Origin of the sequence: Paenibacillus violae (assembly GCF_032461945.1) — a bacterium.
Classification (GTDB): domain Bacteria; phylum Bacillota; class Bacilli; order Paenibacillales; family NBRC-103111; genus Paenibacillus_E; species Paenibacillus_E violae.
On sequence record NZ_JAWCUD010000008.1, the window covers coordinates 297,404 to 323,312 of the forward strand.

The 25,909-nt window shown below is 48.3% G+C and carries 21 protein-coding genes and 1 riboswitch; of the genes, 17 read left to right on the forward strand and 4 right to left on the reverse strand.

Annotated features, from left to right (window positions below; genetic code table 11):
* The first annotated feature begins 235 nt into the window (after positions 1–235).
* Both RQP52_RS22760 and RQP52_RS22765 read left to right on the forward strand, forming a co-directional pair.
* Positions 236–1,210, forward strand: a complete 975-nt coding sequence (locus tag RQP52_RS22760) for a helix-turn-helix transcriptional regulator (protein ID WP_315953964.1) — start codon at positions 236–238, stop codon at positions 1,208–1,210.
* A 77-nt stretch (positions 1,211–1,287) separates the two neighbouring features.
* Positions 1,288–1,797 (forward strand): DinB family protein, encoded by a 510-nt coding sequence (locus tag RQP52_RS22765; RefSeq protein ID WP_315953965.1) that lies wholly within the window; start codon positions 1,288–1,290, stop codon positions 1,795–1,797.
* 58 nt (positions 1,798–1,855) lie between these two features.
* Here the strand turns inward: RQP52_RS22765 and gcvPB are convergent, their stop codons facing one another.
* Genes gcvPB through gcvT form a run of 3 tightly spaced genes read right to left on the reverse strand, consistent with a single transcriptional unit; the run spans position 1,856 to position 5,817 of the window.
* Positions 1,856–3,349 (reverse strand): aminomethyl-transferring glycine dehydrogenase subunit GcvPB, encoded by a 1,494-nt coding sequence (gene gcvPB / locus RQP52_RS22770; protein ID WP_315953966.1) that lies wholly within the window; start codon positions 3,347–3,349, stop codon positions 1,856–1,858.
* The gene (gcvPA, locus tag RQP52_RS22775) at positions 3,346–4,698 is read right to left on the reverse strand and encodes an aminomethyl-transferring glycine dehydrogenase subunit GcvPA (RefSeq protein ID WP_315953967.1); all 1,353 of its coding nucleotides are present in this window, start codon (positions 4,696–4,698) and stop codon (positions 3,346–3,348) included. The genes gcvPB and gcvPA overlap by 4 nt, the downstream gene beginning before the upstream one ends.
* 24 nt (positions 4,699–4,722) lie before the next feature.
* Complete coding sequence (gene gcvT, locus RQP52_RS22780) at positions 4,723–5,817, reverse strand: glycine cleavage system aminomethyltransferase GcvT (protein WP_315953968.1); 1,095 nt, start codon at positions 5,815–5,817, stop codon at positions 4,723–4,725.
* A 206-nt stretch (positions 5,818–6,023) separates the two neighbouring features.
* Positions 6,024–6,121: riboswitch (glycine riboswitch) on the reverse strand.
* A gap of 161 nt (positions 6,122–6,282) precedes the next feature.
* On the opposite strand from gcvT, the gene gcvH reads away from it, so the two are divergent.
* The 15 genes from gcvH (at position 6,283) to RQP52_RS22855 (ending at position 24,915) form a co-directional block, all read left to right on the forward strand.
* A complete protein-coding gene (gene gcvH / locus RQP52_RS22785) occupies positions 6,283–6,672 on the forward strand; it encodes a glycine cleavage system protein GcvH (RefSeq protein ID WP_315953969.1) in 390 nt (129 codons plus the stop codon).
* A 765-nt stretch (positions 6,673–7,437) separates the two neighbouring features.
* Positions 7,438–8,442, forward strand: coding sequence for a LacI family DNA-binding transcriptional regulator (locus RQP52_RS22790; RefSeq protein ID WP_315953970.1), 1,005 nt, complete (start codon positions 7,438–7,440; stop codon positions 8,440–8,442).
* 16 nt (positions 8,443–8,458) lie between these two features.
* Positions 8,459–9,844 carry an acyclic terpene utilization AtuA family protein gene (locus RQP52_RS22795; protein WP_394358172.1) on the forward strand — a complete coding sequence of 462 codons (1,386 nt, stop codon included), beginning with the start codon at positions 8,459–8,461 and terminating at the stop codon, positions 9,842–9,844.
* A 2-nt stretch (positions 9,845–9,846) separates the two neighbouring features.
* A complete protein-coding gene (locus tag RQP52_RS22800; RefSeq protein WP_315953971.1) occupies positions 9,847–10,158 on the forward strand; it encodes a DUF4387 domain-containing protein in 312 nt (103 codons plus the stop codon).
* A 38-nt stretch (positions 10,159–10,196) separates the two neighbouring features.
* On the forward strand, positions 10,197–11,081 hold the full coding sequence (locus RQP52_RS22805) for an ABC transporter permease (protein WP_315953972.1): 885 nt from the start codon (positions 10,197–10,199) through the stop codon (positions 11,079–11,081).
* Positions 11,082–11,093: 12 nt separating this feature from the next.
* Complete coding sequence (locus RQP52_RS22810) at positions 11,094–11,978, forward strand: carbohydrate ABC transporter permease (protein WP_127458487.1); 885 nt, start codon at positions 11,094–11,096, stop codon at positions 11,976–11,978.
* Positions 11,979–12,009: 31 nt separating this feature from the next.
* Positions 12,010–13,482 (forward strand): extracellular solute-binding protein, encoded by a 1,473-nt coding sequence (locus RQP52_RS22815; RefSeq protein ID WP_315953973.1) that lies wholly within the window; start codon positions 12,010–12,012, stop codon positions 13,480–13,482.
* Positions 13,483–13,563: 81 nt separating this feature from the next.
* Positions 13,564–14,724: an ADP-ribosylglycohydrolase family protein gene (locus RQP52_RS22820; protein WP_315953974.1), complete on the forward strand. Its 1,161-nt coding sequence runs from the start codon at positions 13,564–13,566 to the stop codon at positions 14,722–14,724.
* Positions 14,725–14,739: 15 nt separating this feature from the next.
* Positions 14,740–16,845, forward strand: coding sequence for an ADP-ribosylglycohydrolase family protein (locus RQP52_RS22825; RefSeq protein WP_315953975.1), 2,106 nt, complete (start codon positions 14,740–14,742; stop codon positions 16,843–16,845).
* Between the two features lie 25 nt (positions 16,846–16,870).
* Positions 16,871–17,767, forward strand: coding sequence for a ribokinase (rbsK, locus tag RQP52_RS22830; protein ID WP_315953976.1), 897 nt, complete (start codon positions 16,871–16,873; stop codon positions 17,765–17,767).
* A complete protein-coding gene (locus RQP52_RS22835) occupies positions 17,764–19,470 on the forward strand; it encodes a dienelactone hydrolase family protein (RefSeq protein ID WP_315953977.1) in 1,707 nt (568 codons plus the stop codon). Before rbsK ends, RQP52_RS22835 begins: the two co-directional genes overlap by 4 nt.
* A gap of 420 nt (positions 19,471–19,890) precedes the next feature.
* The gene (locus tag RQP52_RS22840) at positions 19,891–20,577 is read left to right on the forward strand and encodes a FadR/GntR family transcriptional regulator (RefSeq protein ID WP_315953978.1); all 687 of its coding nucleotides are present in this window, start codon (positions 19,891–19,893) and stop codon (positions 20,575–20,577) included.
* Positions 20,578–20,798: 221 nt separating this feature from the next.
* On the forward strand, positions 20,799–22,298 hold the full coding sequence (locus RQP52_RS22845) for an extracellular solute-binding protein (protein ID WP_315953979.1): 1,500 nt from the start codon (positions 20,799–20,801) through the stop codon (positions 22,296–22,298).
* A gap of 62 nt (positions 22,299–22,360) precedes the next feature.
* On the forward strand, positions 22,361–23,074 hold the full coding sequence (locus RQP52_RS22850) for a formylglycine-generating enzyme family protein (protein ID WP_315953980.1): 714 nt from the start codon (positions 22,361–22,363) through the stop codon (positions 23,072–23,074).
* A complete protein-coding gene (locus RQP52_RS22855) occupies positions 23,071–24,915 on the forward strand; it encodes a hypothetical protein (protein ID WP_315953981.1) in 1,845 nt (614 codons plus the stop codon). The genes RQP52_RS22850 and RQP52_RS22855 overlap by 4 nt, the downstream gene beginning before the upstream one ends.
* A 64-nt stretch (positions 24,916–24,979) precedes the next feature.
* Here RQP52_RS22855 and RQP52_RS22860 read toward each other — a convergent pair whose 3' ends face one another.
* Positions 24,980–25,906, reverse strand: coding sequence for a phosphotransferase family protein (locus tag RQP52_RS22860; RefSeq protein ID WP_315953982.1), 927 nt, complete (start codon positions 25,904–25,906; stop codon positions 24,980–24,982).
* Positions 25,907–25,909: the final 3 nt, after the last annotated feature.

The window sequence follows — 25,909 nt, forward strand, 5'->3', positions numbered from 1 at the left end:
TGACCTGATTATGGCTCATTTCAGAGGCTTTATTGGAAATAATCCAATGGGAAGCTGATTTACGAGCCTAAAATGACCTTCTCATTGGAATTCTTCCAATGTAACTTGAATTTGAATCGTATGGCCAGCCACTTAGGCAAATGCGCGTGCGAAACGAATCTTGAAGAGTAACCTCAGACCGGAACATGCTATGATAAAACCACACGTAACCTTTCCCTAGGAGGACTAGCCCCGAATGTCAAAAGCGGATCAAATGCTAGCCATTCTATGGCTCATCAAATCACATAAACAAATAACGGCAAAGCAATTAGCCGAAAAGCTGGAGATACACATCCGCACGGTGTACCGGTACATCGATGCGCTATGCGCGAGCGGTGTTCCGATCATATCGGATTCCGGGCATCATGGCGGTTACCGCTTGCTCGGGCAGTTTAATGAGGCGCCGCTCGTCTTCGATCTGGATGAGCAGAAGGCGCTTATCCACGCTGCTTCGTTTGCCTTGGAGGCAGGGTATCCCTATGGAGAGAAGCTGAATCAAGCTGTTGCCAAGCTTAAGTTATACACCAATCGGGAGCAGCTGGAGCAAATCCATCTTCATGAGCAGGGGTTGGACGTTATATCGCCGCAGGCGGATGCCGCTAAATCTTCCTTGCTGCAAGAAGTGGAGATGGCCGTCGCCAAACGAGTCACGCTTCGCATGCACTATCAAAAAGGCTACGGTGCGGCAGCAGAAACCCGCGATCTGAATCCGTATGGACTCGTTTGCTGGAAAAACAAATGGTATGTCGTTGGATACTGTCATCTGCGGAACGAAGTCCGCAGCTTTCGAGTGGATCGCATCCGGGAGTTGTCCAAGATGGATACGACATTTGAGAGGCCGATCGATTTCTCGGCTCGCCAATTTATTCTCACAAGCGTCCTGCCTGAAGCAGATAAACCGGAAGAACGGATCTCCGTTAAAATCACCGGGAGTGAGCAAGCGCTGGACGACCTGTGCGGGCATTGGTTCCTGGCCCATGCCCTAGTAGAGCGCTCGCAATATGAAGCCCATTTTCAAGTCCAGGAGAAAGCCATCCACACTCATCTTCCATATCAACTCCTCAGTTATGGAGGCACAATTCAAGTTAAGGAACCTCAAATGCTTATCAAGATGCTGCGGGACATTACGCTGAATTTACATCATTATTATTCGTCGCTGCCAATTGACTGACCGTTTTTGTCAGTGAAGCCGAGGTACAATGAGCTCATAGTTAACACAGAGTTCCATTCTGAGGAGGATGATGAAGCATGAGAGAACAAACGATCAAAACCTATGATTATCACGTCTGGGCCAATAAAAAAGTATTTGAACGACTGGAGGAATTGCCGGAGGAAGTCCTGCATCAGGAGCTTGGCAATGTGTTTCCGACGATTTACAAAGGGCTGGTGCACATTTACCAGGTGGATACGGTTTGGTTGTCAGGCATGATGGGGAACAGCTATGAGCAGATTGTAGAGCTGATAGGCACGATTGAAGCTAAGACAGCGGGTAAAAGCCTGAAGGAGCTGCAAGCAGTATATTGGGAAAAAGCCGAGGATTATCGCGTTTTCCTGAACCGTGTAGACGATCTGCAAGCGAAAAAGCAGTTTCCGCATCCAACCTTTGGCGTGCTGAATGCCAACATTCAAGAATTGATTCAGCATATCGTGAACCATGGCACCTACCACCGAGGCAATATTTCCTCGATGCTTCGTCAGCTGGGACATGCGGGGGCTTCAAGCGACTTCGTCTTCTATTTATATGAGGTCAATAAGTAAGAAAAAGGGCTGCCCTAAAAGTCTATGGATCATAAGACTTCTAGGGCAGCCACATCTTTTATCCGCAGCTGCAATTCAGGACAGGCTTGCGGGCGGCAAGCGCTTCGTCCATACGGCTGACCACGGTGGTGTATGGCGCATTTTTAACGATATCGGGATTTTCTTCGGCCTCTTTGGCAATGGCGATCATCGTATCGATGAATTCGTCTAGCGTCTGCTTGCTTTCCGTCTCGGTCGGCTCGATCATGATGCATTCTTCGACGCTAAGCGGGAAATAGATGGTCGGCGGATGATAGCCGAAGTCAAGCAATCGTTTGGCAATATCGAGAGTGCGCACGCCAAGCTTCTTCTGACGGTTGCCCGACAGCACGAATTCGTGCTTGCAGAAGCGCGGATGCGGCACATCGAAGTAAGGCGTCAGCCTAGCCAGCATATAGTTGGCGTTGAGTACGGCAAACTCGGATACTTTGCGCAGACCTTCCGGACCAAGCGTTCGGATATAGGTGTAGGCGCGGACAAGGATGCCGAAGTTGCCGTAGTAGCCTTTCACGCGACCAATTGACTGCGGATAGTTGTAGTCGAAATAAAAGCTGCCGTCTTCCTTTTGTGCCACAATCGGTGTAGGCAGGAACGGGATGAGCTTTTCTTTGACGCCGACTGGGCCGGCGCCGGGACCGCCGCCGCCGTGCGGGGTGCTCATTGTTTTGTGCAGATTGAGATGGACGACGTCGAAGCCCATGTCGCCGGGGCGGGTAATGCCCATAATGGCATTCGCATTAGCGCCGTCGTAATAGAGCAATCCGCCTGCAGCATGAACGATCTCGGCGATCTCTACGATCTGCTCCTCGAATAGGCCGAGTGTGTTTGGATTGGTGAGCATCAAGGCGGCCGTGTCCGGTCCAACGGCTTTGCGAAGCTCATCGAGATTCACGAGACCGCGTTCGTTGGACTTGATCGTGATGGTCTCAAAGCCTGCGACTGTAGCGCTGGCAGGATTCGTGCCGTGCGCGGAGTCAGGGCAAATGACCTTGGTCCGCTTCTCGCCGCGGCTTTCATGGTAAGAGCGAATCATCATGAGTCCGGTCCACTCGCCATGTGCGCCTGCTGCGGGCTGAAGGGTGACGCGATCCATGCCGGTGATGGCTTCAAGGTCTTTTTGGAGGTTGTAGAGCAGCTCCAGGGCGCCTTGCAGCGATTCTTCCGGCTGGTACGGATGTATTTTGGCGAAGCCTGGAAAGCGGGCGACGTCTTCATTGATTTTGGGGTTGTACTTCATGGTACACGAGCCAAGCGGGTAAAAGCCGTTGTCCACGCCGAAATTACGGCGGGAGAGGGCCGTATAGTGGCGGATGACATCCACTTCATATACTTCCGGCAGCTCCGCGGCGCTTTTGCGTTGGAACTTGGAAGGCAGGACGTCGTTCAAGTCCAGCTCCGGCACATCGGATTCCGGCAGGGAATAAGCGACACGGCCCGGATGGCTCATTTCGAAAATGAGGGCTTTGCCGTCATTTTTTACGGTAATGTTGTTCTCATTCGTACTTGTTGTCATACGAGTTCCTCCAGTGCATCAGCGAAGGCATCGATCTCTTCGCGCGTTCTTTGCTCTGTGACGGCAATTAGCATATGGCCGGCGAGCTCGGGATAATCGCGGCCAAGGTCGTAGCCGCCGATGATGTTACGCTGCAGGAGCTTGGTGCTGAGCTCCTGCACATTCGCGCCGTCCGGAAGCTTGACGGCGAATTCATTGAAGAAGCTGCCGGCAAATGGCAGCGAGAGCTTACCGGACACGGTGAGGCGTTTCGCCGCGTAGTGAGCTTTTTGGACGTTGAGCTTGCCAACGTCCTGGATGCCCTGCTTGCCCATCGTGGACAAGTACACGGATGCGCAGAGCGCGAGAAGCGCTTGGTTGGAGCAAATGTTCGATGTGGCTTTCTCACGGCGAATGTGCTGCTCCCGCGCTTGGAGCGTCAAGACGAAGCCGCGCTTGCCGGCGCGGTCGACGGTTTGGCCCACGATGCGCCCCGGCATGCGGCGCATCCAGCTTTCGGCGACGGCGAAGTAGCCGCACGTCGGCCCGCCCAGCGCAGCTGGGATGCCGAGCGGCTGGCAGTCGCCGACAACGATGTCAGCGCCGAGCTTGCCCGGCGCTTCGAGCAGCCCTAGTGTGAGCGGATTCGCGCTCACGACAAGCAGGGCGCCCGCGCCGTGCGCGATCGGCTCCGCCGCGCCGATATCCTCCATGCAGCCGAAGAAATTCGGCGATTGGAGGATGACGGCGGCGGCGCCTTCGGCCTTGGAAGCGAGGTCATCCAGGTCCGTCACGCCCTCCGGCGTGAGGCCGATCTCGACCACTTCCAAGTTCAGCCCGCGGGCGGTCGTGCGCAAGATGGCGCGCGCCTCCGGGTGCACCGCGCGAGAGACGAGAAGACGGCTGCGCTTCGTCGCTCCGCTGGCCAGGGCGCCGGCTTCGGCCAGCGCCGTGGCGCCGTCGTACATCGAGGCGTTCGCTACGGCCATGCCGGTAAGCTCGCAAATGTACGACTGAAATTCAAAAATCGCCTGCAGCTCCCCTTGGGAGATCTCCGGCTGATAGGGCGTATACGCGGTGTAGAACTCCGAACGCGAGATGACATGATTGATCACCACGGGAAGGTGATGATCGTAGATGCCAGCGCCGAGGAAGCTGGGGTAGCGGTCGAAGTCGGCGTTGCGGCTGGAAAGGCCGCGCATGTAGCGCAGCAGTCCTTGCTCATCCAGCGCCTTCGATACGCTCAGTTCGCCTTGAAAGCGAACCTTTTGCGGAATATCTTGAAACATCTCTTCCATCGAGGAGATGCCGATTGTCGCCAGCATATCTTTCTGATCTTGCTCGGTAATAGGCAAATAACGATGCTTCATGGTGGGGGCTTGCTCCTCTCCGGGTTACGGCTTTCTTTTATAAAAAGGGGTGGCCACGACTTTCGCTTTGACCTGTGCCCCGCGAATTTCCACATTCACTTCCGTGCCTAGCGCACTGTAGGCGGAATCAATTAAAGCGAGGCCCACATTCGTTTTGAACGTAGGGGACTGTGTGCCCGTTGTGACTTCCCCGATAGGCGCACCCTCCGTCGAGAAAACCTTGTAATGCGGCCGCGGAATGCCACGCTCAATCATTTCAATGCCAACGAGCTTGCGCGGCGTGCCGTTCGCTTTATGCCCAGCAATCACATCACGGCCTATGAAATCTCCTTTATCTAATTTCACGAAATAGTTCAGTCCAGCTTCCAGCGGCGAAATATCCTGGGTGAGCTCCTGCCCGTAAAGGGGAAGCCGCGCTTCAAAACGCAGCGTATCGCGAGCGCCCAAACCAGCCGGTACGAGCCCTTGTTCTTGACCTGCCTCCAGGAGCAGCTTCCATAGTTGAACGGCATCGTGCCCATCGATGTACAACTCGAAGCCGTCTTCTCCGGTATAACCTGTACGGGATAGTAAGGCGTTAATACCGGCTACCTTCACGTCGGTTAGGAAACGAAATGTTTTCAAAGTCTGAATAGGCGCGTCTGTCAATTTGGCTAAAATCCGTTCGGCGTGAGGACCCTGCAATGCGAGCATAGCGGTTTCATCGGATATGTTGGAGATTTCAGTGCGGCCAATAAGATTCTGCTGCATCCATGCCACATCCTTGTCGATGTTGGATGCGTTAATGACCAGCATGTAGTTGTTGTCGCTTAGTTTATAAACGAGCAGATCGTCAACGACACCGCCGTCCGGGTAGCACATGAGGCTGTATTGGCATTGCCCGTTTTCGAGCTTTGCCACATCGTTCGTGGTGATCTTTTGCAGGAAAGGGAGGGCGTCTTCCCCGGTAACCCGGACTTCTCCCATATGTGACACATCAAAAAGCCCGGCTTGCTGTCTGACGGCATCGTGCTCTTTTTGAATACCCGTGAACTGCACCGGCAGCTCCCAGCCTCCAAAGTCAATAACTCGCGCTCCATACTCCGCATATACAGGAAAGAGCGGTGTTCGTTTCAGCATGCGTTTACCTCACCTTCGATTTTGTACATCCCATATCTTGCCCAAAATACAAAAAAGAGCAAAAGATATGCAACACAAACATACCTTTTGCCCTGTCCTTTTTACCTGAGAGTTACCTCGATTAGACCCCTGTTATGCGGCCGTCAAGTTTCCCCTTTGGTGTTCGAGTTTCCGCATGCGCGGTCACTCGAAGCTCTCCAGAGTTGCGTCCGGTACAAGTCCTTTTGCCTGAGAGATTCACCGTTATTCGGCTTACTCCTTCGGCGCCGCGATCGTTCTCTGCGGTCTCTCCCTGCACCATCATTCGCCAATATTCAATTTGTAGTATTGTATTAATTTTTGCCTATGAAGGTGTGAATTGTCAATTGTAACTTTTCATAAAATTTACCTTCGTCCGCCTTGACTTTGATGTTCCCATTAGATTAAGCTAAAAGCAAAATTTGCTGGTAAGCGAGGCGTAAAACGATGAGTAACGTACAAGCCAATTTGTTATACACCAAAGAACATGAGTGGGTAGAAAAGCTTTCGGACACGGTAGTTCGTGTAGGTATTACTGATTTTGCCCAAGATCAATTGGGAGATATTGTGTTTGTTGAATTGCCTAAGGCTGGAGCATCCATTACCGCAAATGAAAGCATCGGCAGTGTGGAATCCGTCAAAACGGTTTCCGATATTTTCTCGCCCGTATCCGGCAAAGTAACGGCTGTGAACGGCTCATTGGAAGGATCACCGGAGCTGGTAAACAGTGCGCCGTTTGCCGAAGGCTGGATGGTTGAGGTCGAGGTATCCGGCGCGGATGCGCTTGAAGGTTTGCTGACGGCTGCTGAGTATGCTTCGTATATCGGCAACGAGTAAGACGTATTTGCATAAAACGAGTTCCTAGCTATCGATTTTTCGATAGTAGGACTCGTTTTTTTTGTTTGCCGGAATGTGGTAAACAATTGTCCAACGTAGGTTGTATTTATTGCAACCAAAACACATATTTTCTCTGCAAACAGCCGCTTCGTTGTACAAAATACAACCATTTTAGAGGAGAAGGTGTCAAAACAGCCCTTTAGAGTCCAAATTGTTGTATTAAGTGCAATGAAGCGAAGGGTTGGATCCTGTAAAGCGCTCTCAAGTTGCACAAAGTGCAATATGCACTTGAACTCGCACTGCGCTTGAACGCGCAATTCACTTGAACGCACACTGCGCTTGAACGCGCAATTCACTTGAACGCACACTGCACTTGAACTCGCAATGCACTTGAACACGAGCCCGAACACGCACTTGCACGCTGACGGAAATGGATAAACCGAAGGTAAACGTGCACCAATCCAACTGCGATGTTCGGGTATGCAGGGTGTAAATATCGCCCCCAAGGAAAAAGTCGATTTTTGTCGGTAAAACTGAGTTTGGACTTGACAGCTTTTAAAGAGGAGGCATATAATAAGAAACATGAAATAGGTAACCGGTTACACATCGTGTATCACAGTAACATTAATAATTTATATGCAATGTGTAAATAATAGTATTTATCGAGATAAAGGAAAATTTCGGGAGCATGTAACCGGTACCCTACGCAAGGATTTCTTTGCTAAGAGTACGGGTTTGCTTTTTAGTAGGAGTGAGTCGTAACCAGTGGCAACAATCAGAGATGTAGCAAAGTTGGCAGGCGTTTCCGTAGCGACCATTTCCCGATACTTGAACAAAAACGGATATGTCAATGAAGAAACAAAATTGCGAGTAGAGCAAGCGATCAAAACGCTTCAGTACGAACCAAACGCGATGGCTAGAGGGCTTGCAGGAAGAAAGACAGGAACGATCGCCTTAATATTCCCCGATATCACGAACCCATTCTTTGCGGAGCTGGCCAGAGCGGTTGAGGATGTTGCCCGCATGTATGGGTATACAGTAATCCTGTGCAATTCGGATAATCAGGCAGATAAGGAGCAAACCTACATCAGGGTGCTGAAGCAGCGGTATGTAGACGGCATTTTGTTTGCTTCCTACAGCCTTCGCTCCGATGATGTTGATGCTCTGAACAACGAGAAAATTCCTTTCATTATGTTGGATAGAGCGCCGCGCGAGACTTCTTGCACGGTCGTCAGCTCCAAGCATTTGGAAGGGGCACAGCAAGCTGTACAGCATCTGCTCGATGAGGGCTGCACGAAAATTGCTCATATCTACGGCCCGCAGGATACGGTAACCGGAAGAGAGCGATTCATGGGATACGAGCAATCCGTGAAACATTTTCCTTGGTATTCGCCAAGCCTCGTCGAACCGGGTTATTTCCGCGTCGACGGCGGAATGGAAGCGGTTGAAAACCTGATGAAACGCCATCCTGATATCGATGGAATTTTTGCAGGCAACGATACGATGGCGGTTGGAGCGCTTAAAAAATTGCAGCGAATGGGCGTGCGCGTCCCTGATCAAGTTGCGTTGTGCGGTTTTGACGGTATCGACCTTACGGTCATCGTAGAGCCGGAAATTACGACGGTCGCACAATCGATTTATGATATGGGGATGCTGTCAACACGGCTTCTTATTAAGAAAATCGAAGGTGACAACAGCGAAGATCAAACGCATCTATTCGATGTCAAACTCATTCCTCGCGAATCAACGAGAAGAAAAAGAAAAGAATGAACCATCGAATCGGATGATGGACAGTGGAGGTTGTAAAGCAATGGAACAATTCAAAATTTTGGCGCCCTGTGGGATGTTAGGCTACGGATTTCCGAAGTCATCGTTTATAAGAGGGATGGAACATAAGCCGGATGCGATCGTCGTAGATGCCGGATCAACGGATGCCGGTCCTCATAAATTAGGAGCGGGTACGGCGATTGTCAGCAAACAAGCTTGCAAGAAAGACTTGGAACTGATGATCGTAGCGGGCGCTGAGGCCAAGATTCCGGTCATTATCGGATCTGCCGGAGGAAGCGGCGCAAAGGTCCATGTTGAATGGACGCGAGCGATCATTATGGAGATTCTTGAAGAAAACAACATTAACGGTCTGAAAGTCGCGACAATCTGGGCGGATATTCCGAAAGATGTCGTGGAAGCTAAATTAGCAGCAGGCGAATGTGAACCTCTTGGCCTTGCAGTGAAGACGCTTACGAAGGAAAGATTGGAAGCTACCAACGGTGTTGTCGCCCAAATGGGACATGAACCCATTATCGCGGCGCTTCAAGAATGCGCTAACATTATCATCTGTGGTCGCGCTTACGACCCTTCGCCGTTTGCCGCGGTCGCGATGTATCATGGTTTTGATACAGCGCTTGCTTATCATTTGGGTAAAATTCTTGAATGCTCTGCGCTTTGTGCAGAACCGGGGACAACGAAAGATTGCATGCTGGGCATTCTGACCAAAGATTCCTTTATCGTCAAACCGCTGAACGACAAACGTAAATGTACGGCCGTTTCCGTAGCTGCGCACACGTTTTATGAGAAGGATCATCCTTATCTGCTTCATGGTCCTGGACTTGTTCTGGATCTTGAACATTGTGAGTTTAAGGAATTGGGAGACGATAGCGTTGAAGTGCGTGGCAGCCGGATCTTGCCAACTCCTGAATATAAAATCAAGCTCGAAGGGGCAATGAAAGTCGCTTACCGTACGCTCGTCGTCGCAGGTATCCGCGATCCGCTTCTGATCGAACGGATTGAAGAAGTTGAGGACTTGGTCAAACAGCAGGTTTGGGAGTATTACAGCGAAATACCGCAAGAGGATTATGAAATCAATTTCATCAATTACGGCCTTAACGGCGTGTTGGGTGAATTGGAGCCGCAAAAAACAGCCGGTCACGAATTAGGTGTCGTCTTCGAAGTTATTGCAAAGACACAAGAGCTAGCGAACACAATTTGCAGCTCGGTCAGATCAACATTCTTGCATTACGGCTATGAGGGCAGGAAATCGACAGCGGGTAATCTGGCGTTCCCTTTTGCCCCAAGTGATATCCCTTTCGGCGCTGTGTATGAATTCTCTGTTTATCATTTGATGCAAGTTGCGGATGGCGTGGAGATGTTCCGCAACGAGTATATCGAGGTGTAATTATGAAGCTAGTAGATGCAGCGAAAGTACTGAGAAGTAAAAATAGCGGACCGTTTGAAATTACGGTGGATGCCCTTTTTACAGATCCGGAGATTTATTACAAAATCAAGAGTTCCGGCGTCATTAACAAAGATTTGGTATCGAAGCTTTACAACATTGAGCAAGATAAGATCATGCATATCGTCTTTTTCGATCAAGCGCTCGGCTTCAAAATTACGTTCGCGCGGAAAGTTTCTTCAGGCACGTTCTTGGATCGTGACGTATACGGAGCTCAACAGCATGCCCCACTGATGGAATTGGAAGTCGACGTATGATGGGAAAGGAGTCGATTCAAATCAGAACGCATTCGAAAATGAAACAAATGTGGAGTGACAAAGTGCTCTACTTGATGCTTTTGCCGGGAATCGCTTATTTTATCATTTTTCACATCTGGCCGATTATCGGCATGAAACTAGCCTTCTACGATTATCAGATTCTTGGAGATAACGTTTTTGTTGGATTGAAATATTTCCGTGAGCTCTTCAGCACGCCAATCTTCGAGCAAGTATTAAAAAATACGCTCATTATCAGTGCGATGAAAATGTTTCTTATTTTTCCAATTCCGATCATCTTCGCGCTCATTCTTAACGAATTCATTAACGGAAAGTTCCGGAAATCGATTCAAGTCATTTCGTATTTGCCGCACTTTCTGTCCTGGGTCGTTATCGCCGGGGTATGGTTCGACTTTTTATCCAAATCAAACGGTGTAGTCAACGAGATCATTCAGGTTTTCGGGTTTCAACCGCACGACTTTCTGACTGATAAATCAGCGATCAGATGGGTGCTTGTTGCCAGTGAAGCTTGGCGGAATATCGGATGGGATTCGATCATTTTCCTTGCCGCCATCATGGGTGTGAATCAAAGTTTGTATGAAGCGGCACACGTTGATGGAGCCAACCGCTGGCACATTGTGACGCGAATTGTATTGCCTCATCTGTATATTCCGATGGTGACCATCTTCATTCTGAATGTCGGATTTATTATGAATGCAGGGCTGGATCAGGTGTTGAACTTCACGAATGATTCCGTTAATAGCCGGATTGATATCATTGATACTTATGTTTACCGCGTTGGTTTGATCAACGGTCAATATTCATTCGCAACAGCGGCTAATTTGTTCAAAAGTATGATTGGGGTCGTGCTGGTGCTTTCCACGCATTTCATTTCCAAGAAACTGACCTCGAAAGGCGCATGGTAAGGAGGAGCTAGCATGAGTGTCCAAAAATTTTCGTTCACCAAATTAGTGCTCGGTGCCATACTCATCCTCATATCGCTGACGATGTTTGTACCGATCATGAACTTGATCGCCAAAGCTTTCTCGAACCCTAACAAAGTTCATATGCTGCACGGCTATGACATTTTGCCAAAAGGTTTCTCGTTCATCAATTTCCAGGTCGTGCTCAGCAATCCGATCGTCGGGAAAGCGTTAATGAACTCTTTATTTATTACGATTGTCGGAACGGCTTTCAGCATTTTCTTCACCACCATTACAGCTTACGTATTAACGCGTAAAAATCTGGTCGGTAAAACGCCGATTATGATTTTCCTCATCATTATCATGATTTTTGAACCGGGGATCGTGCAAGAATATATGGTCATCAAAGACCTGCACTTGCTGGATAATCTTTGGGCGATGGTCCTCTACCGCACGATTAACGTCTTTTATTTGATCATTATGATGCGGTTTATTGAAGAAATACCGGATTCCCTGGTTGAGGCTGCGAAAATCGATGGCGCTGGGCACATGACCGTGTTCATGCGGATTATCTTACCGCTGTCCCGCATTCCGCTTTTGACCATCGGTATGTTCTATGCGGTGGCTAGATGGAATGAGTTTTTCAAATCGAGCATTTTCTTATCCAGCCGAAGCAACACCGTACTGCAAGTACTGCTCAGGCAGTTCGTTGTTGAAGGAGATACAACGACCTTGGTCGGCGCGGCTGATTTGATGAAAAATAATCATATCGCACAATTGGACTTCTCGTCCTTGAAAGCGGCTACGATTGTTATTGCTATGGTTCCGATTCTAATGCTATACCCCATTATTCTGAAGCATTATACCAAAGGAGTAATGGAAGGCGGCGTAAAAGAATAGTATTCAAACATTATCTTGGGAGGCAATCCAAATGAAAAAAGCGCTTTTTGCAATGGCAGCAGTCGTTCTGGTCACAACAGCATGCAGTTCCGGGGGGAACAATTCAACGAACACATCTGCACCATCCGCAACGCAAAACGGCCAAGCGGTTACGACGGTTTCCATTTTGGCTAAAGATTTTGCACCAGATGATCCTAACGTTCAGAAGTTGATTAAAGGCATCGAAGACGGCATGAAAGCAGAAGGTAAAAATGTAAAGCTGCAAATTACGCCGGTTCAAAGCGGAACGTATTCCGAGAAAATGGGCTTGCTCTTACAAAGCGGCAATATCCCTGATCTGATCTACTTCCAAGGTGGAGATTATCAATTTGCAACGACTCAGAAAATTTTGGAGGACTTGACTCCATATATTGATAAATCCAAATATGTTAAGGCTTCTATGAATCCTTATAACATTGAAAGAATGAAGAACTACCCTTACTTGCTATGGTTATCACCGGTTAATAGTGCTATTCCTGTCGTGCGTCAAGACTTGATGGACAAAACAGCATCCGGTAAAGCAGCTTTGGAAAACCCAACAATCGATAACTACTACACGTTCTTCAAAGAGTTAAAAGAAAAAAGCGGTGCGAAATACGCCTATACGACAGCGGGCAATCTTGATGAGTTGGATGCTATGTTCGGGCAAGCCTTCGGATTGACGACAACTTGGATCAAGGGTACAGACGGTAAATTCGAATTCGGCAAAACAACCCAGTTTGAAAAAGAAAAACTAGAATTTTACGCGAAGATGTACAAAGAGGGCTTGCTTGATCCTGAGTTCCTGACGAAGAAATGGGATACGAAGGAAAAAGCATTCTATGATGGTCAAGCAGCTATCATGGCGGGTACACAAGGGAAAGTAATCGACTTGTATAACTCCAAATCAACTGCACAAAATGGCGCAGGCGCGAAAGTCGTTCCTCTGCCGCCGGCAAAAGGCAAGGCACAAGGCTACACACCGGTAGATACAAGCAAAGAAAGCCGTGGTTTCGCGATTTCCAAAACGTCCAAAAACAAAGATATGGCTTTTGCCGTATTAGAATACATGGCAAGTCCAAAAGGTCAAATGATGGATAAGCTTGGTTTTGAAGGCTCCGAGTACCAAATCGTGGATAACAAAATCAAATTGACAGATAAGTTTGCCGCTTGGTATCCACACTTTGTCGAGTCCGTGATCAGCTTCACGCCGGACAAAGAGTTTGATCCGACGACACCTTACTTCTCGGAACCGGCAGCGAAATCGCTCAAAATGTTCGAGAGCAATTCAACCAAAGACAATATCTTCATTATGCCAGCTGATTTGACAGCGAAATGGGATGCAGCTACAGCAGTCTACAAAGAATTCGCGGCTGATATCGTAACGGGTAAGAAAACAGGTGCTGATTTCGATAAATTCGTTCAAGCCTGGAACGCAGCAGGCGGTAAAGATGTAACGGATTACGCGAATAAAACAATTAAGTAAATCGGGCTTTGATGCCAATAAATGAACTGCAAAGTGTGGGGCGTAACAGCCCCGCACTCCCTGTAGAAGGGAGTAAGTCAAATGGTTACTTTTGCTGATAGAGTGAAAGGCGTTGTTTTCGGTACGGCGTATGGCGATGCAATGGGCGCTGTCGTTGAGAAAATGACGTTTAATGAAATTTATGAAAAGTATGGTCGGGTTGAAACGACGATGACCAAATGGTGGAAAGCGGATTGGTCGGAAGACAAGAGACTAGGCAGGATGAGAGGCGAGGGCATCGTTACTGATGATACGCTAATGACGCTAGCGCTTATGAATGTATACGGCATTGAACGCCGCCATCTAGACGCTTACGATCTGGCTAATGAGTTTGTCAAAGAAATCTCGTTCCGTCCCAAATACATTCCCGAGTTGGGGAAAGTCGCGATGGTGATGGACCGTTTGTTTTATCCGGAGAAGCATATCTTCAACCGTCATGTGCTTGCCAATTGCGAGCCTCGTGAAGGCGGCTATGGCAATATGGTTAACTGCGGCGCTGCCATGTATATCTCGCCGATCGGTATGGTGAATGCCTGCAATCCGAAGGCAGCGTATGATGAAGCGATCCTTTTTGCATCCGGTCATCAAGTCAGTTATGGCTTGGAAGCGGCGGGCGTATTGGCTGCTTGTGTTGCGAAAGCTTTTGAACCCGGTGTGACGGTAGAAGATATCATTCAAACAGCCTTAACGTATGCAAAAGATGGTACAAAGCAAGCCATTCAAGATCTGTGTGACACCGCTCGATCCCTCAAGCCAATCAAGAATAATCGGGCCGAAGTTGTTGGGCAGCTGCATGCGGCAATGGCTAAATACTCGCCAATGGGCGATGATGTCAATCGAAGCATTCATAAAGTAGGCATTCCTTCTAATCACTATACCCCAAGTCGATTATTCTCGATTGAGGAACTTCCTTTAGCATTAGCTTACATTATTTTGCATAATGGGGATTTATTGGAATCTGTAAAAGACGGGGTAAGCTCGGGACGCGACACGGATTCTATTGGTGTTATGGCCGGTGCCATTCTCGGAGCTATGCATGGCGTTGCAGCTATTCCGCAAGATGAGATTGCTATTATTGAACAGATTAATAAGCAAGAAATCGAGAAACACTGCAATGAATTTATTGAAGCTGCCTCATTTATTATTGAGCAAGATCTTGCATTGAGCAACCGTAGACAACAACAGATTCGTTCTATTATTTAAAAGGTGGTGTAATCGTTGATTCCTTCTAATTATTTGGAAAAACTTTATTCAGGTTACTTAGGTATGAACATTGGCATAAGACTGGGCGCTCCGGTAGAACCGACGATTTGGACTTATGAAAGAATACAAAGCACATATGGCGACATCACCGACTATGTCAAAGAATTTAAAAACTTTGCGGCGGACGACGATGCGAATGGTCCTTTCTACTTCTTGCGCGCGCTGTATGACGATGCGAAAGACCGCGATATTACGCCTAACGATGTCGCTCGCGCTTGGTTGAACTATGCCCGTGAGGGGATCGGGATGTTCTGGTGGGGCGGTTATGGCGTAAGTACAGAGCATACAGCCTACATCAATTTGAAAAAAGGGATTGAAGCTCCACAGTCCGGTTCGATTGAGCAAAATGGACTTATTATCGCCGAACAAATCGGCGGTCAAATTTTCATCGACACATGGGGTCTCGTCAATCCTTGCAATCCGAAAAAAGCGGCCGATTTCGGTGAAGCGGCAGCTCGTGTTTCTCATGATGGCGAAGGCGTGCTAGGCGCAAGATTTTTCTGCGCAGCTATTTCCAAAGCGTTCGAAACAAGCGACATCAATGAAATTATTGAAGCCGGTTTGGCTCAAATTCCAGCTGACTCGATCTATGCTCAAGTGTCCAGAGCGGTTCTTGCGTTCCACGCGCAGCATCCGAATGATTTCAGAGCATGCCGAGATATGCTGGAAAGAGACTGGGGTTACGACAAATATACCGGCGTATGCCACATCATTCCTAATGCAGGCGTCTGCGTACTGTCCATGATTTACGGCCAAGGCGATTTCAACAGAACCGTTGAGATTGCAACAATGTGTGGTTGGGACACGGATTGCAACGCTGGTAACGTTGGTACTGTGCTTGGTGTAGCTTGTGGCTTGGAAGGTATTGCGGATAAGTATCGCAAACCGATCAACGACTCCATCGTCATGTCAGGGATTTCAGGTTTCATGAACATTCTTGATATTCCGACCTATGCGAAAGAATTGGCGATTCTCGGACATCGCTTGGCGAATGTTCCCTGCCCGGAAGGCCTTGTGGAGAGCTTCACGGAGCACGATATTTATTTCGACTTCGAGCTGCCAGGTTCCACACATAACATCCGTATTTCGGATCCGTTTTTCTGTCAGGCGAAGCACTCCACGGAGAAATCATTCAAAGGAACAGGCTCTCTGGAAGTAGTCTTTGACCGCATGGTTCGTGGGGAAAAATCAAAAATATTCTACAAACCATTTTATACACGCGATGATTTCAGTGACGAAAGATATTCACCGACATTTGCGCCTAAAGCATCCTCCGGTCAAAAAGTATCCATGCAAATCTTTTTGGATCAGTGGGGCGGCAACGAAACAATGGGTATCGCACCTTATGTGCGCCTGTCCAAAAGCAAAAAAGAGCTTGTACAAGGTTATGTGAAGCTCGTTGATCAAGAGTGGGTTCATATTGAATTTGTCATTCCGGATTCCGAAGGCGAACTGATTGATGAGGTCGGTATCGTGTTGGAAGCTTATTCGACTCGCAAACCGAAAAGCTTGGGACGTATTTTCATCGATGAATTCCGGATCTACGGCAACGCTGATTACACAATCGATTTCAACAAGCAATTAAGCAATTTTGGCTGCATCACGCCATTTGCGCATAACAACGGGGCTTGGAGCTTGGAGAATGGCGCGATGTATCTCATGACGGCGGAGCCAAGCGAAGCGTATACAGGTAACTATTTTGCCAAAGATTACTCCGTCTCTGCCCGGCTCAACCCTCAAAGCGGACATTCCCACTTAGTGGCTGTTCGTGCGCAAGGCGCAATGAGAGGTTATCACGTAGGATTTGATGGAGCGAATCAAGTGTCTCTGTACATCAACAATTTCGGGTTCACGAAGCTGGCGGGTGCGGAGTTCCCTTGGCAGCTAGGCAAAGATTATGATTTTAAAGTGACGGTTCAGGGAAATACCCTAACATTTGCTATTGACGGGCAAGAAATTTTGAAGCACACTGACGATACATTCGATTACGGTATGTTTGGTGTAAGCACAAGAACTGCAGCGAGAACTTATTTTAAACATATTAGATTTACGGAAATTTGAATTTGTGGGTGGATCGGGGAACGTTATGAAAATAATCGTAATTGGCAGTGCAAATATGGATATGGTCATGCAGACTAGCCGTATTCCAGAAATGGGCGAAACAATGCGGGGCGATGGATTTATGCTATCCGCCGGAGGCAAAGGGGCCAATCAGGCAGTTGCTTGCGCAAAAATGGGCGCTGATACCTGGTTTATGGCGAAAGTTGGCGACGATATTTTTGGGCAATCGTTGATCGGCAGCCTCAAAGGGTTCGGTGTAAAAACTGATTATGTAGGAATTGAACCTGAAGTTACAACAGGTGTAGCCGCGATTACGGTTTGCGATGGGAATAATGCGATCATTCTTGACGGCGGCGCCAATAACCTAGTTAAACCTGACTATATTGAAAGCTACAAAGATCAGTTGCTCGCAGCTTCAGCGGTCATGCTGCAGCTGGAAATTCCATTGGAAGCCGTCTATGAAGCCATTCGACTTGTGAAAGGCAAGGTGCCGATTTTCTTGAATCCGGCGCCTGCCGTTCCACTCGATGATGAGATTTTGGATGGTGTGGATTATTTCACACCGAACGAGATCGAATGCCGGTTGTACACGAATGTGGAAGTGAAAACCACGGAAGATGCTTTTGCGGCGCTGGATATTTTACGCGGCAAGGGCATTCGCTTCCCGTTGATTACACTTGGCGAGAAAGGCATTGTGTACTATAACGGCACCGAGAATGTTTACATGGAAGGCCGTAAAGTGAAGGCCATAGATACAACGGCTGCTGGAGACACGTTCTCAGGGACGCTTGCAGCTATGATTACTTCAGGTAAATCCCTCGATGAAGCGGTAAACATTGCGCAGCATGCGTCTTCCATTTCGGTTACCCGGAGGGGCGCACAGAATTCGATCCCGTATTTATCGGAGCTTGCAGGTCTATGATGAGCACAGGGGAGATCCGTTTTCATGAGTTGTTGAAAACTGCCGAGCACTTAGGTGAACACCGTATCAGTACGGTGGAAAATAGGTCAGATGAGCATGGTGACTATGCTGCTGTGTATCTAGAGACCGAACTAATTCCTGGCCAGTGGGTGAAAACGTATTTCTGGATAGGCGTTCCTTATGGGGAAACGCCTTTTCCTGCTATGCTGCACATCCACGGGGGAGGTTCGCAGACGGCGAATTTGGAGCATGTCCGGCATTGGACGAGCAAAGGGTATGTCGCGCTTAGTTACGACTGGAAAGAGGAACTCTCCGGGCAAGCGCATTACTCCGATTTGGCGGACATGCCTACGAAAGACATGGAAGAAGAGTTTGACCCGCTGCAATCGGTCATGTTCACGCGCCTTATTCATGCGAAGAAAATGGTCACGTGGTTGGCTGGGCTGCCAGAAGTGGACGCAGGCCGGATGGGGGCGTTCGGTATTTCCCGAGGAGGCACGGTAACGAGACTGCTTAACGCCTGGGATAACCGTTTGCAGGCGGCGGCTCCTATTTATGGCTGTGGCAAGCATATGTCGCCGGGACGGCTGAACCGCAACGTTCGAAGGCCGCATACGTTGGAGGACACCTACGAATGGGAGAAGCTGCTTAGCGGTTGGAGGCTAGCCGAGCGGGAGCAGTCGCCAATGCTGATCATGTCAGCTACGAATGACTATTGGGGCTGGATGGACGCGATCTGTGAAGGAGCTGCCCACCTCCCGAAGGCGAAGCGCGGGTTATTTTTTGCAGCCAATCAGAACCATCATCTGGATGGCTGGGCAGGCGCCACGTTGGATTGCTGGATGGATGCCCTGGTCAAGGGTGATAGGCATTGGCCGCAAGCCCCGGCGGCTGCAGTTTCGGTTCACGAGGGAACCTTGCGGGTGAGCGCCGTATTTAGCGCTGACAAGTTGTCCGCGCTTCCTCAAAAGCTCCGCTTTTGCTGGTCTTGGTATGACTGGAGCGAAGTGCTTCCGCCGGGCAGATACTGGCATGTGAAGGAAATCGATTGTTCGCCAGACAGCGGCTTTAGCGTGGAAATACCGGTTATTGATCCTGCAATAAGCGGTTTCGTTTATGTGGATGCCATTTATGCAGATGGGGTAAAAACGAGCAGCTTCCCTCTGCGATTCTCTCCCATTTATCTGGGAGCTGTTGCATCTGCTATGCCTTTAACGCTGGAGCTGGCTGATTTCACTAGCGGGCTGGACGGATGGCATTGTCCGGAGCAGCGGACGGAGCCATTCGATCCTGATTTCCGCTACGTATTTGTGGATGATCCGGAGGGCGGCAAGGCGCTTGCCTTGGACGAACCGGGCATGAAGTTTGCCCTGGTTACGCATAAGCTGGTCGATCCGATGATGCAAGCGGACAAAGACCATTTGCAGCTGCAGCTCAGGCTGTACACGGATGTTCCGGGCGTGTGGGAGATTTCGGTTTTACATCGTCCAGATCAAGCGGGTCAGATTGTTTGGGTGAGCGAGGTAAAGGGAGTGCTCGGCTGGACAGACGTACGACTGGCAAGGCAGTCGTTTGACAGTGCAGGCGGCAAAGGGCTCTCATCTTGGGATAAAATGCACAAGATCTCCGTGTGCTTTGTCCCAGAGCAGGTGAACGCAAGCAGCGGTTGTAGGCCGGCTCTTGGCTCGGTTCGTTTTGTTTAAGATGGCGGGTTACCATTAACGCCGATTGCTCCTGCTATTTTCTGTGATTTTGCCAATATCGAGTAAATAACTGGAAATTGTACCGCTAAAATCACCGAATCTAGCAAATTTCGTTCAGTTACCTCGATATAGATGTAGATTCTACCGTTATTTCGTTCCCTGCCAAGGTGCAGCGCGGAATAGCGGTAGTTATTGCTTCTACGTAAACTAAGCCGGGTTAAAGGATTGATAGAAGTGCTTAACAGGACTACGGAGAAAATCCGTAGTCTCTTTATATGACGACGGGCACTCCAAGGCGCATGGCTGCGCCCTAAATTGTCAAAATAACTGTTGACACAATCTGAGCTACTTACTACTATAAAAGTGTGGGTAATTGGATGATCCAATTCTCAGCATATTGCCAGACGGAAGGTACTCATCATGACAATAAAGAAAATCAAGTACCACAGAGTGTATGAGGATGTTATTGAGCAGATTGAAAAACTGATTCTTGAAGGCAATCTTGCGCCTGGAGACGTTTTGCCTACGGAAAGAGAGCTTGCCCAAGCGTTTGGGATCAGCCGCGGAACTTTGCGTGAAGCGTTCCGAATTCTGGAACGAGAAGGGCTGATTGAAACTCGTCCCGGCGGCGGCCGTTTTCTTAACAAGAACCTCAGCAAAGCGGAAGATAAAACGAGAATCCTCGATAATATTGAGAGAGCTACGATTATTGAGCTGCTGGAGGCTAGAGAAATTTTTGAAACTGGTATCGTGGAATTGGCAGCCTTGAGAGCATCCGAACAGGATATTCTAGAAATTGAAAGCGCTCTCGAAAAATGGGGGACCATTGACACGGAATCGGATGATCCCGTTTCTCCAGATCAAGCTTTCCATCTATCCATAGCTAAGGCTACACATAATGTGGTGCTGGTAAATCTTATCGATCTTAACATGGATTTGTTGAAACGAACGGCTACGAAGACGGTTGAGATACCCGGTCGCAGAAACGAAGTGTATAAGGAGCATTTTAACATTTTCCAGGCTATAAAAGAGAGAGATCCGCATAAGGCCAAAGAAACGCTGCTGTACCACTTGAAGCAGGTCAAACAAAATATTCAAATGAAATAGCCAAAAACGGATGAAGGTTATCCGTCTTGACTAATTGGATCATCCAATTACCCAAATCATTCATGTAATCGCTTTAACTAAATTGTAAGCGGCTACAGGAACATTAATGGCGATTCTCGTTCCGTATCCCATTCTTCTACAGGCAGGCACGACTACGATACGAATGAAGTATGGAAGACGGCTTCAAAGAATAATAGAAAGAATAAAAGGGAGGAAATAGAATGAAAAAGGCACTTCTCATGGTGGTCTCGGCTTTAATGGTTGTAACAACCGCATGTTCCAGCGGCGGCAGTAAGTCTTCTAGCAACACATCAGCTCCGACGTCCGCTCCAGCAGCAACAACCTCAGGGGAGGCGAGTAAAGAACCGGTCACTCTCTCCATCGTAGCGAAAGATTTAATGGGAGATGACCCCGGCGTTCAGAAGCTGGTGAAAGGCATCGAAGAAGGAATGAAAGCGGAAGGTAAAAACATTAAGCTGAAAGTGGTCCCTGTTCAAAGCGGGACCTACTCGGAGAAGCTTGGCCTGCTGCTGCAAAGCGGTAATATTCCTGACCTTATTTACTTCCAAGGCGGCGATTACCAGTTTGCTGTAACGCAAAAAATTCTGGAAGATTTGACGCCTTTTATCGATAAGTCGACGAACGTGAAGGCATCGATGAACGTTTATAACCAAGAAAGAATGAAGAACTATCCATATCTGCTATGGCTGTCGCCTCCGAATAGCGCTGTACCTGTGGTTCGCCAGGATTGGTTTGATAAAACCGCATCGGGCAAAGACCTGCTTGCCAATCCGACAAGCGACAACTATTATACCTTCTTCAAGGACTTGAAGGAGAAAAGCGGTGCTAAATACGCCTACACGGTGGCCGGCACACTCGATGAGCTTGACGTCATGTTCGGTCAATCCTTCGGCCTGACATCCACATGGATCAAAGGGGACGACGGTAAATATACTTATGGTAAAACAACTCAGTTTGAAAAAGATAAGCTCCTATTTTACGCAAAATTGTACAAAGACGGCTTGCTGGATCCTGAGTTCCTGACCAAGAAGTGGGACACGAAAGAGAAAGCCTTCTATGATGGGCAAGCTGCTATCATGGCAGGTACGCAAGGCAAGGTAATCGACATCTATAATAACAAGTCGACTAGTCAAAATGGAGCGGCCGCCAAAGTCATGACATTGCCGCCGGCGAAAGGGAAAGCACAAGGATATACCCCGGTTGATATCAGTAAAGAAAGCCGCGGTTTTGCCATCGCTAAGACATCTAAGAATAAAGAAATGGCCTTTGCTGTGCTGGAATATATGGCCGGCCAAAAAGGTCAGATGCTGGATAAGTTAGGCGTTGAAGGCGACGAATACCAAATCGTCAATAACAAAATCAAATTAACAGATAAATTTGCGTCTTGGTTCCCGCACTTTGTAGAGTCGACAGTGAACTTCAAACCGGATAAAGAGTTTGATCCAGCAACACCATATTTCTCTGAGCCGGCAAGTAAATCTCTACAAATGTTCGCTTCCATGTCGACCAAAGACAACAGCTTTGTGATTCCTGCTGAACTCGCTGCCAAGTGGGATGCTGCCTCTGCCAAGTACAAAGAGTTTGCGGCAGATCTCGTAACCGGTAAGAAAAGCGCGGCGGATTTCGATAAGTTTGTTCAAGAGTGGAACGCAGCAGGCGGTAAAGAAATGACAGAATACGCTAACAAAACGATTAAATAAACAACAGACGGCAAGTGGGGCGCAAGCCCCACTTTTTACCCATGAATAGAGAGGTGAAAGCAATGGAATTTCATACTGGAGATGACAATCGATTGTTCATTCCGGAAACATCGTACTTTTATCGTGTTCAACATCGCATAATGGAAGGGGATTGCCAGTGTGATCACGGGCCTTTTCTGGTTACGGTAGAGGCTTTCTATATAGACAAATACCCTGTTACGAATGAGCAGTACAAACTGTTTCTGGACGAAAGCGGCTATTATCCTGAAGACAGTCACAATTTCATCAAGCATTGGCAAGAAAACGGCATCCCTCAGGGTAAAGAGAATCATCCGGTCATCTGGGTCAGTCAAGAGGATGCAAGAGCATATGCCAAATGGAAGGGCGGAAGGCTTCCGAGAGAGACGGAATGGCAGCTCGCGGCTGGAGGCAGCCAGAAATTAAAGTGGCCGTGGGGCGATCATTTTAACGCCGACAAGTGCCATTCTTCCGGTTCGGATACAATGCCGGTTGATGCTTTTTCCTCCAACAGTAGCCCTTATGGTTGTGTTGACCTATCTGGTAATACCTGGGAATGGATGGATGATACCGTAAACGATGAACAGCACAAATTCACCTTTTTGCGGGGAGGATCTTACTATAAAGCGCCACATACATGGCATGCGGAGGGCGGCCCACATCCGACAGATTATCATCTGAAATTCCAACTGCTGAATGAAGGGTTAAACCGCTGTGAAACCGTTGGTTTCCGCTGCGTTTACGAGGTGACACGATGATTTTGAGCGATAAAGCCACTCACATCACGACGATTAAAAATGAGAAGATGGGGTTTGCCGTCAAGCATAACGGTCATCTCTCTTTGCATCAGGTGTTTCATCGTGCCATCTCGCAGCGCGCTGAACTGACGGCTGAAGAAGCTGAGCTGTTCACGATGGAGCTTGAAGGGGGGCACCTGCTTCCTTGCAGCCAGTGGCTCATTACGGGAATGGAGTCGGGCGGTGATCAAACGGAAGAACTGGTATCCGTTTCACTATCGATTCAATGTGGGCAGGATGAATTGATGGCCAAAGTCATTTTCCTTCATCATCTGGAGGATCAATCGATTCGATACCTGATTCAGCTTGGCGCTAAATGGGATGAAATGGGGCCGAAGGAAGTTTATTTACACATGCCATTCCTGGCGAACTTTAGATGGGACGAAGAACAGGCGAATCATTACTATTTTCCGTCTAATCCGCAAGCGAAACGAGATGGCAGCAGCATTATGCAGATGCACGTTGAGTTTACGATGCCACTCGGGATTTTCCATCCCAACCAGCAGCATGGTTTCAGCTTGGAGTTCCCCAATTTGAACGAATATTGGTTTATTTGGGTGCAAAACCGCAACATGGAGTTAAAACAAATTACCTCTCTTACGGAGTTGAAACATCATTGGTTGTTGCTCCGTCCTGATCCGGTGCCAGCGGATGTGATGGAAATCAAGTTCTCGGCGATCGAGCGCGGGTGGGTGGAGTTCTTCACTAGTTGGAGGCAGAATGCTCGTAAGCCGATATCTTATAAAGAGTATGAGCGGCCGGAATTGAAATGGTATAAAGATATGTTCCTGCAGCATTTTACGTACATCTTCAGCAAAGAAGTGTATGATTTTGAGAAGAATCAGATCGATGTGGAACGTTTACTTCAGCAAGGTGAAGCATTCGGAGGCTACGATTCCGTGCTGTTATGGCATCAATATCCGCGCCTTGGTGTAGACAGCAGAAATCAGTGGGACTTTTTCGGGCAATTTCCTGGAGGCATGCCGGGATTGATTAAAACGGTTGAGCAATTCCACCAGCGCGGTGTAAAAGTATTTTTACCTTTTAAACCCTGGGATATTGGCTTTGACGAGTCGGTGAAACAGTCCACCCTGAGTATTGTGGAGATCGTGAGAGAAACGAATATTGACGGTGTATTCCTAGACACCATGGACAGTGTTCCCGACAGTTTCCGTGATGCTGTTCATGAAATCAAACCTGACTTCGTGTTCTGTTCCGAAGGGCGTCCGAAAAAGAAACATCAAATTGAAATCATTACGGGTTCGTGGAACCAGTTTAAAAATAAAGAATCGATGCCGGAAACCGATATCTTCCGCTATGTGATGACCGAGCATTTCTCGCCGATTATTTCGCGTTGGCATGTAGGCATTCGCAAGGATTTGCTCATCAAACGGGCTATTTTTAATGGTACTGGCATACTGGTCTGGCAGGATGTTTTCGGCAGTTGGCTGCCTTATAACAAACTGCAGCAGGCAGCAATAAAGAAGTGGAAGCACATCTGGCGGGAGCATAAGGCGAACTACCAGAGCTCAAGTCCTGTTCCGTTGTATCCGATGCTACAGAGTGGATTATATTGCAATGCCTTCCCGTCCGATGATGGAACGAGCATTATTTATACGATTTATAATGATACCGATAATGAGATTCGTGGGGATTTGTTGAAAAGCGCAAGCTTGGGAATCATGAGTGTTACAGAGTTGTGGGATGATCTTCCGGTGCAAGTGAAGCAGCTGGAGGGATATGACCTAATTCGAGGGACTGTGAAGTCTAAAGAGTTGTCGATTATTAGAGTGGGTTTGTGATCGTTGTAAGGATGCCATAACAAAAGAGCTAAGCGAATTTCATATCGCTTAGCTCTTTTGTTCCTCAATCCACCAACCGCAAAAGTTCCGCCTTCACACTCTCGTAAGCGTTCCGGTCGCCTTTTTTAGCATAAAATCGGAGGCCGTCTACACCTTTGAAAAGCAGCGCACACTTCAACCGCTCCTCGAAATGCGGGATGTCTCGCTCCTCACTGGCCCAAGCGCTGCGCACCATTTCTGGAATTTGCAGCTGTGGCGTCCATAGATGTTGCGTCGCCAAGTCGAACACGAAGTCGCCATAGAAGGCCATCTCCCAATCGACGATTCCCGTAACGCGATGCCCATCCGTCAGCATATTCCCCAGATGGAAATCACCGTGTACGAGATATCGCTGCTGCGGTGAATAGGTCGACAACTCCATCATGATGTCATATAAGCGTTGAAAAACATCCTTTTCCAAGAAAGTGTCCGTAAATAGCGTATACCAGTTATGCCAAAAGCCCGTCTGCTCCTCCCGAAAGAAGGAAGCCAGGAAATCAGGCCAACTCTCGTGAGTGCCGTCTCCCGAAGGTTGAATCCAGCCATACCCTTTGGTTTCACCAAGCTGGACTTCATTCATATTTTTAAAATGGTGGAGGAGATCGGGAAGAATCCGCTTGATCTCAGCTTCCGGATAGGAGATGACGGTACGTCCCGGTACCTTTTCGGCAATGGAAAAGCATAGCTCTTCGTTCGCACGGCCAATCTCCAGAACTCGAGGAACCGGCAGACCCTGGGGTGAAAATGTTTCATGCACATAACGCTCTCTGACAAACCCTTCACGGCCACTGTTAAAATGAATGATAAATTCCTCATCGTCTTGAGAGTAGCTGAACACTTTGCTCACTTCGCCTTGCTCAATCGGCCGGACATCGGTCACGGGTTTGTTCAAAAACTGCTGCAAGAAAGCTTCTGCTGATCGGGTATCCATGTTGGGTTTAATCCCGGACATTTG

Bases quoted from the DNA above. Each gene is read 5' to 3' on its own strand.
- RQP52_RS22760 (WP_315953964.1), top strand. From the start codon at position 236: ATGTCAAAAGCGGATCAAATGCTAGCCATTCTATGGCTCATCAAATCA.
- RQP52_RS22765 (WP_315953965.1), top strand. From the start codon at position 1,288: ATGAGAGAACAAACGATCAAAACCTATGATTATCACGTCTGGGCCAAT.
- gcvPB (WP_315953966.1), bottom strand. From the start codon at position 3,349: ATGACAACAAGTACGAATGAGAACAACATTACCGTAAAAAATGACGGC.
- gcvPA (WP_315953967.1), bottom strand. From the start codon at position 4,698: ATGAAGCATCGTTATTTGCCTATTACCGAGCAAGATCAGAAAGATATG.
- gcvT (WP_315953968.1), bottom strand. From the start codon at position 5,817: ATGCTGAAACGAACACCGCTCTTTCCTGTATATGCGGAGTATGGAGCG.
- gcvH (WP_315953969.1), top strand. From the start codon at position 6,283: ATGAGTAACGTACAAGCCAATTTGTTATACACCAAAGAACATGAGTGG.
- RQP52_RS22795 (WP_394358172.1), top strand. From the start codon at position 8,459: ATGGACAGTGGAGGTTGTAAAGCAATGGAACAATTCAAAATTTTGGCG.
- RQP52_RS22800 (WP_315953971.1), top strand. From the start codon at position 9,847: ATGAAGCTAGTAGATGCAGCGAAAGTACTGAGAAGTAAAAATAGCGGA.
- RQP52_RS22805 (WP_315953972.1), top strand. From the start codon at position 10,197: ATGAAACAAATGTGGAGTGACAAAGTGCTCTACTTGATGCTTTTGCCG.
- RQP52_RS22810 (WP_127458487.1), top strand. From the start codon at position 11,094: ATGAGTGTCCAAAAATTTTCGTTCACCAAATTAGTGCTCGGTGCCATA.
- RQP52_RS22815 (WP_315953973.1), top strand. From the start codon at position 12,010: ATGAAAAAAGCGCTTTTTGCAATGGCAGCAGTCGTTCTGGTCACAACA.
- RQP52_RS22820 (WP_315953974.1), top strand. From the start codon at position 13,564: ATGGTTACTTTTGCTGATAGAGTGAAAGGCGTTGTTTTCGGTACGGCG.
- rbsK (WP_315953976.1), top strand. From the start codon at position 16,871: ATGAAAATAATCGTAATTGGCAGTGCAAATATGGATATGGTCATGCAG.
- RQP52_RS22835 (WP_315953977.1), top strand. From the start codon at position 17,764: ATGATGAGCACAGGGGAGATCCGTTTTCATGAGTTGTTGAAAACTGCC.
- RQP52_RS22840 (WP_315953978.1), top strand. From the start codon at position 19,891: ATGACAATAAAGAAAATCAAGTACCACAGAGTGTATGAGGATGTTATT.
- RQP52_RS22845 (WP_315953979.1), top strand. From the start codon at position 20,799: ATGAAAAAGGCACTTCTCATGGTGGTCTCGGCTTTAATGGTTGTAACA.
- RQP52_RS22850 (WP_315953980.1), top strand. From the start codon at position 22,361: ATGGAATTTCATACTGGAGATGACAATCGATTGTTCATTCCGGAAACA.
- RQP52_RS22855 (WP_315953981.1), top strand. From the start codon at position 23,071: ATGATTTTGAGCGATAAAGCCACTCACATCACGACGATTAAAAATGAG.
- RQP52_RS22860 (WP_315953982.1), bottom strand. From the start codon at position 25,906: ATGTCCGGGATTAAACCCAACATGGATACCCGATCAGCAGAAGCTTTC.